The 13,284-nt window shown below is 66.1% G+C and carries 11 protein-coding genes; 6 read left to right on the top strand and 5 right to left on the bottom strand.

Features of this window, described 5'->3' with window-relative positions; translation table 11 throughout:
• Positions 1-29: 29 nt before the first annotated feature.
• From BM052_RS00260 to BM052_RS00250, 3 genes are read right to left on the bottom strand one after another with little or no spacing between them, the layout of a single operon-like run.
• Positions 30-1,724, bottom strand: coding sequence for a long-chain-fatty-acid--CoA ligase (locus BM052_RS00260; RefSeq protein ID WP_091141948.1), 1,695 nt, complete (start codon positions 1,722-1,724; stop codon positions 30-32).
• The gene (locus BM052_RS00255; RefSeq protein ID WP_091141946.1) at positions 1,724-3,022 is read right to left on the bottom strand and encodes an OmpP1/FadL family transporter; all 1,299 of its coding nucleotides are present in this window, start codon (positions 3,020-3,022) and stop codon (positions 1,724-1,726) included. The genes BM052_RS00260 and BM052_RS00255 overlap by 1 nt, the downstream gene beginning before the upstream one ends.
• Positions 3,023-3,066: 44 nt before the next feature.
• A complete protein-coding gene (locus BM052_RS00250; protein ID WP_091141944.1) occupies positions 3,067-3,501 on the bottom strand; it encodes a DUF2147 domain-containing protein in 435 nt (144 codons plus the stop codon).
• A gap of 198 nt (positions 3,502-3,699) precedes the next feature.
• Between BM052_RS00250 and BM052_RS00245 the strand changes: the two genes are divergently transcribed.
• The 3 genes from BM052_RS00245 (at position 3,700) to BM052_RS00235 (ending at position 9,097) form a co-directional block, all read left to right on the top strand.
• Positions 3,700-4,836: a thiolase family protein gene (locus BM052_RS00245; protein WP_091141942.1), complete on the top strand. Its 1,137-nt coding sequence runs from the start codon at positions 3,700-3,702 to the stop codon at positions 4,834-4,836.
• Entirely contained in the window at positions 4,833-7,157 is a 2,325-nt protein-coding gene (locus BM052_RS00240) for a 3-hydroxyacyl-CoA dehydrogenase/enoyl-CoA hydratase family protein (RefSeq protein ID WP_091141941.1), read from the top strand. Before BM052_RS00245 ends, BM052_RS00240 begins: the two co-directional genes overlap by 4 nt.
• A 149-nt stretch (positions 7,158-7,306) precedes the next feature.
• Entirely contained in the window at positions 7,307-9,097 is a 1,791-nt protein-coding gene (locus tag BM052_RS00235; RefSeq protein WP_091141939.1) for an acyl-CoA dehydrogenase C-terminal domain-containing protein, read from the top strand.
• A gap of 23 nt (positions 9,098-9,120) precedes the next feature.
• Here BM052_RS00235 and BM052_RS00230 read toward each other — a convergent pair whose 3' ends face one another.
• Positions 9,121-10,173 carry a LacI family DNA-binding transcriptional regulator gene (locus tag BM052_RS00230; RefSeq protein WP_091141937.1) on the bottom strand — a complete coding sequence of 351 codons (1,053 nt, stop codon included), beginning with the start codon at positions 10,171-10,173 and terminating at the stop codon, positions 9,121-9,123.
• 260 nt (positions 10,174-10,433) lie between these two features.
• On the opposite strand from BM052_RS00230, the gene BM052_RS00225 reads away from it, so the two are divergent.
• Together BM052_RS00225 and BM052_RS00220 are read left to right on the top strand one after the other, a co-directional pair.
• Entirely contained in the window at positions 10,434-11,657 is a 1,224-nt protein-coding gene (locus BM052_RS00225; RefSeq protein ID WP_255405861.1) for an acyltransferase family protein, read from the top strand.
• A 112-nt stretch (positions 11,658-11,769) separates the two neighbouring features.
• Positions 11,770-12,105, top strand: coding sequence for a 2Fe-2S iron-sulfur cluster-binding protein (locus BM052_RS00220; protein WP_091141936.1), 336 nt, complete (start codon positions 11,770-11,772; stop codon positions 12,103-12,105).
• A gap of 56 nt (positions 12,106-12,161) precedes the next feature.
• Here the strand turns inward: BM052_RS00220 and BM052_RS00215 are convergent, their stop codons facing one another.
• Positions 12,162-12,653, bottom strand: coding sequence for a flavin reductase family protein (locus BM052_RS00215; protein ID WP_091141934.1), 492 nt, complete (start codon positions 12,651-12,653; stop codon positions 12,162-12,164).
• A 376-nt stretch (positions 12,654-13,029) separates the two neighbouring features.
• Here BM052_RS00215 and BM052_RS00210 point away from each other — a divergent pair, with 376 nt between their 5' ends.
• Complete coding sequence (locus BM052_RS00210; protein WP_143084713.1) at positions 13,030-13,233, top strand: hypothetical protein; 204 nt, start codon at positions 13,030-13,032, stop codon at positions 13,231-13,233.
• The last annotated feature ends 51 nt before the right edge of the window (positions 13,234-13,284 follow it).

Genomic DNA, 13,284 nt, shown 5'->3' with positions numbered 1-13,284 from the left:
GCCGCCGCCGCGGTTCACGCCGCCGTGGTTCACGCCGTCTGCCCCGCCGCCCGGCGCGCGGCTTCCTCTGCGACCAGTTCCTTCTTGGAGAGCTTGCCGACCATGGTCTTGGGCAAGCTGGCGCGAAATTCGATCGCGCTGGGCATCTCGATCTTGTTCAGCCGCTCGCGCAGGAATGTCAGCAAGGTCTCTTCATCCAGAATATCCCCCTCGTGAAGCGCCACGAATGCCTTGGGGGATTGGCCCCGGTATTCGTCGGGCACGCCGATCACCGCCGCCTCGGCCACCATCGGATGCTCGTAGATCGCTTCCTCGATGATCCTGGGATAGACGTTGTAGCCCCCGCACAGGATCATGTCCTTGATCCTGTCGACCAGGAACAGATAGCCGTCCTCGTCGAGATAGCCAATGTCCCCCGTCCGCAGTGCCCCGTAGATGAAGGTCCGTTCCGATTCCTCGGGACGGTTCCAGTAGCCGGCCATGACTTGCGGCCCGCGCGCGCAGACTTCGCCCTTCTCGCCGGGCGCGCACAGGCGGTTCGGCTGGTCGGGATCGCGGATTTCCAGCGCGGTGCCGGGGAAGGCGGGGCCGCATGAGTTGTCCTTGACCAGGCCTTCCAGCGGGTTGCAGGCGATGATCGGGCTGGCTTCCGACAGGCCGTAGCCTTCGACCACGCGCACACCGGTCCTGGCCTCGAAGGTCTTGCGCACTTCCAGCGGCAGCGGCGCGCCGCCCGAGATGCATACGCGCACCTGGTCGAACGCGCCGTGCAGGCTCTGGCCGTTGAGCGCGGTGTAGAGCGTCGGCACGCCGAAGAACTGGGTGGGCCTGGTGCGCTTCGCGGTGGCGAGGAAGGACTTCATGTCGAAGCGGGGAAGCAGGATCATCTCGGCCGCGGTATCGACCGAATAGTTGAGCACCGTGGTAAGCGCGAAGACATGGAACAGCGGCAACACGCCCAGCGTGCGCTCCTGCTGGTCGGGCATGTGGCCGACATGGGCGATCATCTGCGCCGAGTTCGCGGCCAGGTTCGCGTGGCTGAGCATCGCGCCCTTGGGCACGCCGGTGGTGCCGCCGGTATATTGCAGCACGGCCAGGTCCTGCGGGCTGCGTTCGACCGGGTCGGGATCGGCGTCGCGCGCGATCAGGTCGGCGAAGCGCACGAAGCGCAGGTCATGCGGTTCGTGGGCGATCTCCCGCCGCTTGAAGAACCGGAACGCGCGGCGCTTGAAGGCGGGCAGCACATCCGCGAAGGGGCAGACGACTAACCGCCTGAGCGGCCCGGTGCCCACCAGCGGCGTGATCTTCGGCAGCGAGAGCGCCAGGTCCGAGGCGATCATCAGTTCGGCCCCCGAATCCTCGACCAGCTGCGTCATCTCGCGCTCGGTATAGAGCGGGTTGAAGTTCACCACCACGCCGCCGATCCGCAGGATCGCGAAGTAGCAGATCACGTAGTAGGGCGTGTTCGGCAGGCACAGCCCGACGCGCGTGCCCTTGGATACGCCCAGATCCTGCAATCCCCGCGCCGCCTTGCGCGCGAGATCGCCGATCTCGGCGTAAGTCCAGCGCCGGCCCATGAAGTCGATCGCCGGCCACGCGCCGTGGAATCGCACGGCGTGGTCGAGCAGGTCGGTGAGCAAACGCGGCGCGATCGGCGGCATCTCTTCCGGCTGGGGGGAGGAGGGATGTGCCGGAGGTCCGCCGATCGTCGCCGCGCCGCTCATCAGAACGCCACCCGCGCGCCGAGGGAAAGCACGAGGGCGGAGGCGTCCGTGAGCGTGCCATCGACCAGGATCGGCGTTTGCACCGCGGTGCCCGGATAGGCCGCGGTGGTCCGGTCGATCGAGGCGTCCTTGAATGCGATGTAGGACGCCGCCGCGTCGATGGTGAACTTGTCGGTCACGGCGTAGCTGGTGCCGGCCGAGAAATTCCAGCGATCCGAATCGGGCACGCGCGCGTCGCGCTGGCCGTCCTGGGTCGGGGTTTCGCCGAACTGCACGCCGGCGCGCACGGTCCACTTGGGGCTGACGGCATAGTCCGCGCCGACCGCGTAGCTCCAGCTGTCCTGGTAGTGTTCCGGGATCGAGACGTTCAGCGGATCGCCGAGGTCGATGGTGTCGAACTCGCTCCAGCCGTAACGCACGACCTGGGCGTTAAGCGTCAGCTTGTCGGTGGCCCGGTAGCGCAGGCTGCCGACCGCCTGCCACGGAGTGGAGAAGCTGGCCGTGGTGGCGATGGTGCCGTTCTGCGCGGCCAGCGGGCCGAGCAGCCCCTCGGTCGTCACCGTGCCCTTGAGCGTGTGCTTGATGCTGGACTTGTAGGCCAGGCCCAGCGACAGCGGGCCGGTGTGGTACTGCGCGCCGACGGACCAGCCCACGTCCCAGCCCTTGCCGGAAAGGCTCTGGTGGCCATCGGCCAGCAGCGGCGAAAGGTTGGGCAGGTAATTGCTCAGGCTCGCATCGGCATGCTCGATGTTGAGGCCGGCGCCAAGGTTCAATCCCGGCGTCAGCTCCACGGCGACGGTGGGCTGGATGTCGATCGTGCGCAGCTTGGTCTTGTCGGCGGTATAGCGCGCCCAGCTGTCGGCGGCGTAGTTGGTGGTGAACGAATAGGGCGCGGTTACCGTCAGCCCCAGCGCGACCTTGCCGAATCCGTAGGCGACGGCGCCGGAGGGCAGCAGGCCGTTGCTGATCGGGTTCTTCGCGACGGCGACGCCGCCCACCGATGCGGGGGACTGCGCCGGGCGCACGATCACCGTGCCCTGGTCCGTCACTTTGCCGCGCGGCAGGATGGCGCTGGCATGGACCGCGGCTTCGCCGCCTTCCATGCCGCCAATCGACGCCGGGTTCCACCACATCGAATCGACGCCGGTGTCCGCCGCCTCGCCGGAGAAGGCGCGGCCCTGCGCGCGGACCGACTGTTCCTGGAGGTAGAAGGCCTGGGCCTGTGCCGCGCCGGCAAGACCGAGGGCCCCGGCCGAAGCCGTTCCGGCAAGGATGATGCGACCGAATGTATTTTTCATTTTCAGGTATCTCCCATCTTATTCGTACTTGGTGCAACGCGCGGTCAGGGCAGGCGGGTCCATGTCTGCGTCTTGCACAGGGGCCACGCGATGCAGCCCTTCAGCTTGAGGGCCTGGGCACCGGCGGGGGTTATCGTCGCCTTGTAGGTGCCCCCGTCCTCGGGGTTGTAGATCCAGCCGCCGGACCATTTGTCCGCCTCGCGGGTGAACCCGCCGAGCATTTGCAGCCCGTCGACGCGGCGGGAACGCTTGGCCGTGTCCTTGTTGTGCACGTCGCGCAGGTCCGGGTTGGCGCGCAGGCCGTCCGATTCGAGCAGGCGACCGCAGAGCGATTCGCCGCATCGCGCGATTTCGATGACCCCGTGGCGCGACGGCGTCCGCCATTTGCCCAGGACCGAGTCCGGTCCCGCCGCGAGCGCCGGATTTGCAAGCAGGACCGCGGCAACCGCAGCCACGCCGGCGTGTTTCAATACCTTCATGTGCGACCTTTCATCCTTCTCCGTCGCCTCCGCCTTTTCTGGCCCGGAACCTTCGCGGCGAAGGATCCGGTTTGGGACTGACGCACCTTCGTTAACGCAAAAATTGCTTGACGTATAGGGAAAGAATTGCACCTTTAGGGAAGATGATCGATCCGCCCTGATCTGCTATGGGCCGGTTTCGTCCGATGGAGAGAATGCATGCAAAGCGTCGTGATCGCGGGTTTCGCCCGTTCCCCGTTCCACCTGGCCGGCAAGGGCGCGCTCGCCCGGGTCCGGCCGGATGATCTCGCTGCGCAAGTGATTCGCGGCCTGATCGGCAAGACCGGAGTCGAGCCGGCGGACATCGAGGACGTGATCGTCGGCTGTGCCTTTCCCGAGGGGGAGCAGGGGCTCAACGTCGCGCGCCTGATCGGCCTGCTGGCGGATCTGCCGATCTCGGTCGGCGGCATGACGGTGAACCGGTTCTGCGGATCTTCGATGAGCGCGATCCACATCGCCATGGGCCAGATCGCCGTCGGCGCCGGTGAAGTCTTCATCTGCGCCGGTGTCGAATCGATGAGCCGGGTGCCGATGATGGGCTTCAACCCGCTTCCCAACCGCGCCCTGGCGGAGAAGAGCGCCGCCTATATGTCGATGGGCGAGACGGCCGAGAACGTCGCCGAAAAATACCAGATCGGCCGCGAGGCGCAGGAGGCCCTGGCTGTCGAGAGCCAGAGGCGCGCCGCCGCCGCGCGCGAGGCGGGCAAGTTCGTCGACGAGATCGTGCCGATCGAAACCAAGGCCGGCACCGTGAGCGAGGACGGCACGATCCGTCCCGGCACCACCGCCCAGGACCTGGCCGGCCTCAAGCCCGCCTTCGATGCCAGGGGCACCGTCACCGCCGGCACGTCCTCGCCGCTCACCGACGGCGCGAGCGCGGTGCTCGTCACCACCGAGGACTATGCCCGCAAGCATGGCCTGCCGATCCTCGCCCGGATCAAGGCGGTCAGCATTTCCGGCTGTGCGCCGGAAACCATGGGCCTCGGCCCGATCATCTCGAGCCAGAAGGCGATGGCGCGGGCGGGCATCACTGCCGGCGATCTCGATGTCGTCGAACTCAACGAGGCTTTCGCATCGCAGGCGCTCGCCTGCATGAAGGATCTCGGCCTCGATGCCGCGAAGACCAACATCGACGGGGGAGGGATCGCCATCGGCCACCCGCTCGGCGCAACCGGCGCGCGAATCGTCGGCAAGGCGGCTGCGTTGCTCAAGCGCGAAGGCGGCAAGTATGCGCTGGCCACGCAGTGCATCGGCGGCGGGCAGGGCATAGCCACCGTGCTGGAGGCGGTGGAATGAGCCAGTCCATCAACAAGGTCTGCGTGATCGGCGCCGGCACCATGGGCGCCGGCATCGCCGCGCAAGTCGCCAATGCCGGCGTGCCGGTGCTGCTGCTCGACATCGTTCCGAAGGACGGGGCGAACCGCAATGCCATCGCCGAAGGCGCCGTCGCGCGGATGCTCAAGACCGAGCCGGCACCTTTCATGAGCAAGGCGGCGGCGAAGCTGGTCGAAACCGGCAATATCGACGACCACCTCGACAAGATCGCGACATGCGACTGGGTGATCGAGGCGGTGATCGAGCGGCTCGACATCAAGCAGAACCTCTACGCCAGGCTCGAAGCGGTGAAGCGCCCGGGCACGGCGGTTTCCTCGAACACGTCGACGATCCCGCTCGTCAATCTCGTCGAGGGGCGATCAGAGGCGTTCAAGCGCGATTTCCTGATTACCCACTTCTTCAATCCGCCGCGCTACATGCGCCTGCTGGAGATCGTCACCGGCCCCGATACGGATGCCGAAGTCGCCGCGAAGGTGGAGGCTTTCGCCGACGTGGCGATGGGCAAATCGGTGGTCCATGGCAAGGACACGCCTGGCTTCATCGCCAATCGCATCGGCACTTACTGGATCCAGCTCGGCCTCAACGCCGCCTTTGACATGGGCTTGAGCGTGGAACTGGCCGACGCCATCGCCGGACCGCCGATGGGGGTGCCCAAGACGGCCATCTTCGGGCTCGTCGACCTTGTCGGCATAGACATCATGCCGCACTTGCAAGTGAGCCTGACCGCGACGCTGCCAAAGGACGATTCCTATCACGCCATCGCGATCGACCACCCGCTGATCCGCAGGATGATTGCCGAGGGGTACACGGGCCGCAAGGGCAAGGGCGGTTTCTATCGCATCAACAAGGAGATGGGCCGCCGCAAGGAGGCGATCGAGCTTACCACCGGCGAATACCGCGCCGCGGCCAAGCCGCTTGGCCCCACCGGCCCGGCCGCCAAGGGCGATCTCAGGGCGCTGGTCGAGACCAAGGGGCCGATCGGCGAATATGCCTGGGCGGTCATGGGCGAGACGCTCGCCTATGCCGCCGGGCTGGTGCCTGCGGCGGCGGCCGACGTGGTGGCCATCGACGATGCGATGAAGCTCGGCTACAACTGGAAGGCCGGGCCTTTCGAGATGATCGACCGGCTCGGCGCGCGCTACCTGGCGGAACGCCTGGAAGCCGAAGGCCGCCCGGTGCCCGAAATGCTCAGACTGGCGGGCGATCGCACGTTCTACCGGATCGAGAACGGCAAGCGCCAGTTCCTGGGGCTCGACGGCGAATATCGCGACATGGTTTGTCCCGCGGGCGTGCTGCGCCTCGGCGACGTCAAGCTCGCCTCCAAGCCGATCCTCAAGAACGCCTCGGCCGCGCTCTGGGATATCGGGGACGGGGTGGCCTGCCTGGAATTCACCGGCAAGATGAACGCGCTTGACGGCGAGGTGATGAAGCTGATCGTGCAGGCCATCCCGCTGGTCTCGGTCCAGTACAAGGCGCTGGTCGTCTACAACGACGCCGATGGCTTCTCTGCCGGCGCGAACCTTGGCCTTGCGCTGTTCGCGCTCAACATCGCCGCCTGGGGCGAGATCGAAAAGCTCGTGGCGGGCGGGCAGATGGCCTACAAGGGCCTCAAGTACGCACCTTTCCCGGTGGTCGGCGCGCCGGCCGGCCTCGCGGTTGGCGGCGGCTGCGAGATCCTGCTCCACTGCGATGCTATCCAGGCCCATGCCGAGCTTTATACCGGCCTTGTCGAATGCGGTGTCGGGCTGATCCCCGGCTGGGGTGGCAACGGCGAGATGCTCGATCGCGCCCGCAAGGCGCCGATGATGCCCAAGGGACCGATGCCCGCCGTCGCCAAGGTGTTCGAGACCGTCTCGACCGCGACGGTCTCCAAGTCGGCGGCCGAGGCTAAGGAGCTGTTGTTCCTGCGCCCCGGAGACGGGATCACGATGAACCGCGATCGCCTGCTGTATGACGCCAAGCAGAAGGCGCTGTCGCTGGTCGAGGGCTATGCCCCGCCGGAAGCGCCGGAATTCAGGCTGCCGGGCGATGGCGGTCACGTCGCCCTGAACATGGCGGCGCAGGGTTTTCGCAAGCGCGGCCTGGCGACGGACTACGACATGGTCGTCTCGGACGCGCTGGCCACGGTGCTCAGCGGCGGCGAGGCGGACCTGGTGGATACAGTGAGCGAGCAGGAACTGCTCAAGCTGGAGCGCGAGACCTTCATGCGGCTGGTGCGCGAACCGCGTTCGATCGCCCGGGTCGAGCACATGCTGGAAACGGGCAAGCCGCTGCGGAATTGATGGATTGAACAGGCACGAAAGGGCGCGCCGCGAAGACCACCACTCCATCGTCATCGCAAAGGCCCGCGCCGAACAGGTGCGCGCTTCCCGGGTTGATGGCGAGATGGAGAACGGCAGGATCGGCCTCGGTCGCCCGTGAGGAGAGTGACATGCAAGTCTACGAAGCACCTTTGCGCGACATGAAGTTCGTGCTGCACGAGCTTCACCAGGATGACGGTTTCGGCAATCTCGAGGCACTGGCGGAATTCACGCCCGACCTTGTCGACGCCGTGCTCGAGGAAGCGGCCAAGGTGGCGCAGGAAGTGCTCCTGCCGCTCAACCGCGGCGGCGATATCGAGGGCTGCACGCTGGAGAACGGTGTCGTGCGCACGCCGTCCGGCTTCAAGGAAGCCTATGACCTGTTCCGCGAGGGCGGCTGGTGCGCGCTCGCTTCCGATCCCGAGTGGGGCGGGCAGGGGCTGCCGGAATCGGTCAACAAGATGACCGAGGAAATGATCTGCTCGACCAATCTCGCGTTCAGCCTCTATCCCGGCCTCACGCACGGCGGGACGACCGCGATCGAGGGTTATGCCAGCGACGAGCTCAAGAAGCTCTATCTGCCGAAGATGGTCGAAGGCACCTGGTCGGGCACCATGTGCCTCACCGAGGCGCATTGCGGCACCGACCTTGGCATGCTGCGCACCAAGGCGGTGCCGCAGGAGGATGGCAGCTACAGGATCACCGGCGGCAAGATCTTCATTTCGGCGGGCGAGCATGACCTGACCGAGAACATCGTCCACCTCGTCCTTGCCCGCCTAGCCGGCGCCCCCGAGGGGGTGAAGGGCATCAGCCTGTTCCTGGTGCCCAAGTACCTGCCGAAGGAGGACGGCACGCCCGGTCCCGCGAACGGCGTCTCGGTCGCCGCGATCGAGCACAAGATGGGCCTCAAGGCCTCGGCCACCTGCCAGCTCAATTTCGAGGATTCGACCGGCTGGCTGGTCGGCAATCCGAACAAGGGCATGGAGGCGATGTTCAAGATGATGAACACCGAGCGCGTCTCGGTCGGCATCCAGGGGCTCGGCGTGGGCGAAGCCGCCTACCAGTCGGCGGTGTGGTATGCCCGGGAGCGCTTGCAGGGCCGCTCGCTTTCGGGCGTGAAGAACCCCAAGGGGCCGGCGGATCCGATCATCGTCCATCCCGATGTCCGCCGCATGCTCATGACCATGCGCGCCTACAACGAAGGCTGCCGCGCCATCTCCGCCTGGGTCAGCCGCGCCCTCGACGCGGAGAAGCATTCGGCCGACCCCGAAGTGAAGCAGCGCGCGTCCGATTTCGTCGCGCTGATGACGCCGGTGGTGAAGGCGCTGTTCACCGACCTAGGCTTCGAGAGCGCCAACCTGGCGGTGCAGGTCTATGGCGGCCACGGCTACATCGCCGAAAGCGGCGTGGAGCAATATGTGCGCGATGCGCGTATCGCGATGATCTACGAAGGCACCAACGGCATCCAGGCGCTCGACCTTGTCGGCCGCAAGCTGCCCGCGCACATGGGCCGCAACTTGCGTTCGTTCTTCCATCCGGTCTCGCGGTTCATCGAGGCGAACAAGGAGAACGAGGCGTTCAAGCCGATGATAGAGGCGCTGGAAAAGGCCTTCGGGGCGCTCCAGCTCTCGACCGCGACCATTGCCCAGAAGGGCATGGCAGATCCCGAGGAAGGCGCCGCCGCCGCCACGGACTACCTGCGCCTTACCGGCCTGGTCGCCATGGGCTACTGCTTCGCGAAGGCGGCGATGATCGCGCAGGGCAGGCTGGCGGAAGGCACCGGGGAAGCCGCGTTCTACCAGGCCAAGCTCGCCACCGCGCGGTTCTATTTCGACCGCATCCTGTCCCAGGCGACCGCCGCGTTCCTGGCGATCAAGTCGGGCAAGGCTTCGATGATGGCGCTGGCGGAAGAGGCTTTCTGAAGCCTTGATTGCCGGGGTCGCGGCTATCCGGGCTGGAGCAGCGACCCCGGCGTGCCGCTCGGAACGGCGGCGAGTGGCCGGACCGAATCGCGGATCACCAGTTCCGCGGTGAACGGGACATAGGCCTGCTGCGCGGTCTCTGCGGTGATGCGGGCGACGGCCTCGCGCGCCATGCGCTTCCAGGGCACGCGTAGCGAGGTGAGCGGCGGCCATGTCCTGGCGGCGAGGAGGGCATCGTCGAAGCCGACCACCGAAAGCGCGGAGGGCACCGGCACCGATGCCTGGGCCGCCGCGTGGAGCACGCCGGCGGCCATCTCGTCGTTGCAGGCCACGATCGCGCTGGGCCGAGGGCTGACTTCCAGCAGCAGGCGCCCCGCCGAAATGCCCGATTCGAAGCTGTTGTCCCCCGCGACGATCAGCGAAGGGCCGCGATCGAGCCCATGGTCGGCCATGGCGTCGAGGTATCCCAGCTCGCGCTGCTGCGCGGTAAGCGATGTCTCCGGACCACTGACGAGGCCGATCCGCCGGTGCCCCTGTTCCACCAGCCAGCGGACCAGCCCGGCCATGGCGCCGCGTTCGTCGCAGGCAAGGCCATGCTCGCCCCGCACCCAGCCGAGCCGCACGCAGCGCACGCCGGCTTCGCCGCAAAGGGCGGCAAGATCCTCGCGTTCGGACAATGGCGGCAGCAGGACGACACCGGTCGGGCGGAGCCGATCGAGGAAGGCGCGCAGCCGCACCGCCGCGTCCGCCGATGTGGCCGCCTGGGCGATCGGTTGCAGCACCAGCGCCAGCTCGCCGCCCTCCAGGGCCTCTGCCATGCCCGTTTCCACGAGTTCGAGGACGCCGCGATCCGATCCGTCATGAATGAGCGCGACAAGGAAATTACGCCGCAGCGCCAGCGCGCGCGCCTGGGCGTTGGGCACGAAGCCGGTTTCGGCGATTACCGCTTGCACCCGGGCGCGGGTCTCCTCGCCCAGCAGTTCGGCGTGGTTGAAGTAGCGGCTGACCGTCTTCTTGGAGACCCCGGCGAGCTGGGCGATCTCGGTTATGGTGATGCGCGCGGACGGGGCCTTCATCGAGCGATCCTTCAGCGGTCCATGCTCAATGCGGGACCTTCGAGGTTTGAATGGGAACAGGCCGTCATAAGGAGTCCGGGGCGGGAACATGTCAACATTTCAAGCTCTCTCCATGCGGCAGGGCGCATTTCGAGCCGATCGGCACGGCCCTGACGGGGAATGTTTTGGCACAATATCGTCGCCGCGCTGATACAACCGTGCGATTGCAGAGCGCCGGCAACGTGCCTAAGGGACCTCCGGTCCGCCAATGAAACTGGTCAATGAAGCTGGCCGATGAAACAGGTAAGGTGATGAAGCCCGTTCCAACGCAACGCCATTACGGGATGGATTGGCTGCGCATTGGCGCCTTCGTGATGCTGATCTTCTACCATGTCGGCTTTTCCTTCACGCCGTGGGGCTTCCAGACGCCTTCGCGCGGGGTCGTGGGCTGGGCGGAAATCCCGTTGCTGAGCCTCAGCGCCTGGCGCCTGCCGCTGCTCTTCGCGATTTCCGGCTATGCCAGCGCGGCGCTGCTCGCCAAGGATGCCAGCACCGGGGCGTTCGTCAAGAGCCGGCTGCTGCGGCTCGGCATCCCGCTGCTGTTCGGGCTGACCGTGGTGGTGCCGCCGCAGCCGTACATGGGCCTTGTCAACAGCGGCTACGAACACGGCTACGGCTACTTCCTGCTGCACGACGCGTTCAGTTTCCACAAGGTGCGCTACGAGAGCCTGCCAGCGGTCATGCACTTGTGGTTCGTGATCTACCTGCTGGTCTATACGCTGATCTTGTGCGGCGCCCTGATGGTGCTTCCCGCTTCGTGGCGGACGGCGCTCGCCCGGTGGAGCGAGCGGATCCTGGCAGGACCGGCGCTGCTGCCGCTGGGTATCGCCGGGGTCTTCGCGATCCGCTCGCTGGTCTACGGCTGGACCGACATGCACAGCCTGTTCGTCGACCGCGCGGCGCACCTGCACTTTGGCGCGATGTTCCTGTTCGGCTTCGTGTTGCGCGGATCGCAGGCCCTGCGCCAGACGATCGCGCGGCAGTGGAAGCTGGCGTTGGCGCTTGGCCTGCTGGGCTACGCCTTCGTGGCCCTCGAGGCGTGGTACTATCCCGGCAACGTGCCGACGCCGCATGCGTGGTATCAGCCGCTGTCCTTCGCCAAGTCCGTGCAGAGCTGGGGCATGGTGATCGCGCTGTTCGGCATCGCCGACCGATATTGGAACCATGACGCGCGCTGGCGCGCCACCCTCGTCGAGGCGGTGTTCCCGATCTACATCGCGCACCAGACGGTGATGGTGCTGGCCAGCTACTGGCTGCGCGACAAGGGGCTGACGGCATTTCCGGAATTCCTGGTTCTATGCGTCTCGGTCCTGGCGGGGTCCTGGCTGTTCTACCTCGTCGGCCGGGAAATCGGCCCGCTGCGCCCGCTGATCGGCCTCAAGCGCCGCAAGTCGGCGCACAAACCGGCGTGCGAGGATCGCGCGCTGGCATCTTCGGCCACCTGACCCGTTCCCGCAGGAGGCTTTGCAAATGGCCCCGCCGTGAGGCATGGGGAAGTCGAATCCGCAGGCGCCGCGGCGATGGCCAAGGCTGGAAGATCGAGAGGAACGCGCAAGAATGGGTAACCTTAAAGTAACCATGACCGATGTCGACGGTCTGACGCGAACCTTCGACGACGTCGCGGAAGGCACCACCCTTTTGGAACTGGGGAAGCTGCACGGGGTCGCCGGGATCATGGGCGACTGCGGCGGTGCCTGCGCCTGCGCGACCTGCCACATCTATGTCGGCGAGGGCTGGTCGGACAAAGTCGGCAAGCCCGACGATATCGAGTTCGCGATGCTGGACATGGTGGCGGACGTGATGAAGGACAACTCGCGCCTGGGTTGCCAGGTCAGGATGTCGCCGGAACTGGATGGGCTCGAAGTCACGGTGGCGCCGGCCTCGGAATACTGAGGGCCAATACCGGGGGCCGAATACTGGGGACGAATACCGAGGACGGCCGCGCGCGGCTACATGCGCTCCGCGAATCCGCCGTAGCGGCCGCGATGGAACAGCATCGGATCGTCCTCTCGCACGGTTTCCATGCGCAGCACTTCGCCCAGGACGAACCAGTGGTCGCCCGCTTCCGTCACCGAATAGAGGCGGCATTCGATGCTGGCGATCGAATTGGCGATCACCGGCAGGTCGTGGTCGGAGATGACGTATTCGACGCCCACGAACTTCGCTTCCCCCTTGGCCGTCACCGCGCGGCAGACGTCCCGCTGGTCGCTGCCGAGCACGTTGACGCAGAAATGGCCGGCCTTCTCGATCAGCGGCCAGGATGAAGAGAACTTGTCGGGAAAGAAGCCGACCAGCGGCGGGTCGAGCGAAACCGACGTGAAGCTGCCGACGACCATGCCGGCCGGGCGGCCTGCGTCGAGCGCGGTGATGACGCATACGCCGGTGGGGTAACTGCTCAGAACCTTGCGGAATGCGGCCGGGTCGATGGTTGTCTCACTCACGCGTCATTGTTCCTCGCTGCCTGCAGATCTTTCCGGCCGGGGGCCGGCCGGCGGATGTTTTGCCCGTTCGACCATTGCCGGACAAGGGCCGTGCCCGGAAACGCCAGGGCAATCGCATATGGAGCCATATTGGAGATTCTCTCTCTCCAAGTTCGTCATGCTGAACTTGTTTCAGCATCCATTTTGCCGCTCAAACTGTCGCTCTGAATGGTGAATTGCAGGTCTCTTGGACGGAGACTCATCTCCCCCTCGTCGCCCGCGAGGCGGCGAAGCCGTCGAAGCAATCCAGGGCGGCGCCATCCGCCTTGGATTGCCGCACCGCCTTCGGCGGTTCGCAAGGGAAGGCAAACGAGAGTTCCGATCAATGAGACTTGGCATGAGCCGCAGGCCAGCGCAGCTGAACAGATTCAGGGTGACGATGAAGGACGAGTTTGGCCCATATGCGATTGCCCTGCTGGAAACGCCCTGCACTTGCAAATTCGTCCATCGCAGTCCCGATTATTGCAACTGGAGCCGGTTTAATCGCGCGCTTAATCAGCTTGCGCTCGCCTTGTCAAAAGTGCAGGGGATGAAGCCGTAGCGGATGGTCACGGCGCGCTCGCGCCGGTCGATCCGGGACCATTTGCCCCGC

Source organism: Novosphingobium sp. CF614, from assembly GCF_900113255.1.
In the GTDB taxonomy this organism is placed as follows: domain Bacteria; phylum Pseudomonadota; class Alphaproteobacteria; order Sphingomonadales; family Sphingomonadaceae; genus Novosphingobium.
The sequence above is the reverse complement of the archived record's forward strand: the minus strand, read 5'-3'. Positions and strand labels throughout refer to the sequence as shown.

Excerpts from the sequence above, each read along its gene's own strand:
- BM052_RS00260 (WP_091141948.1), bottom strand. The coding sequence starts at position 1,724 with ATGAGCGGCGCGGCGACGATCGGCGGACCTCCGGCACATCCCTCCTCC.
- BM052_RS00255 (WP_091141946.1), bottom strand. The coding sequence starts at position 3,022 with ATGAAAAATACATTCGGTCGCATCATCCTTGCCGGAACGGCTTCGGCC.
- BM052_RS00250 (WP_091141944.1), bottom strand. The coding sequence starts at position 3,501 with ATGAAGGTATTGAAACACGCCGGCGTGGCTGCGGTTGCCGCGGTCCTG.
- BM052_RS00245 (WP_091141942.1), top strand. The coding sequence starts at position 3,700 with ATGCAAAGCGTCGTGATCGCGGGTTTCGCCCGTTCCCCGTTCCACCTG.
- BM052_RS00240 (WP_091141941.1), top strand. The coding sequence starts at position 4,833 with ATGAGCCAGTCCATCAACAAGGTCTGCGTGATCGGCGCCGGCACCATG.
- BM052_RS00235 (WP_091141939.1), top strand. The coding sequence starts at position 7,307 with ATGCAAGTCTACGAAGCACCTTTGCGCGACATGAAGTTCGTGCTGCAC.
- BM052_RS00230 (WP_091141937.1), bottom strand. The coding sequence starts at position 10,173 with ATGAAGGCCCCGTCCGCGCGCATCACCATAACCGAGATCGCCCAGCTC.
- BM052_RS00225 (WP_255405861.1), top strand. The coding sequence starts at position 10,434 with ATGAAGCTGGCCGATGAAACAGGTAAGGTGATGAAGCCCGTTCCAACG.
- BM052_RS00220 (WP_091141936.1), top strand. The coding sequence starts at position 11,770 with ATGGGTAACCTTAAAGTAACCATGACCGATGTCGACGGTCTGACGCGA.
- BM052_RS00210 (WP_143084713.1), top strand. The coding sequence starts at position 13,030 with ATGAGCCGCAGGCCAGCGCAGCTGAACAGATTCAGGGTGACGATGAAG.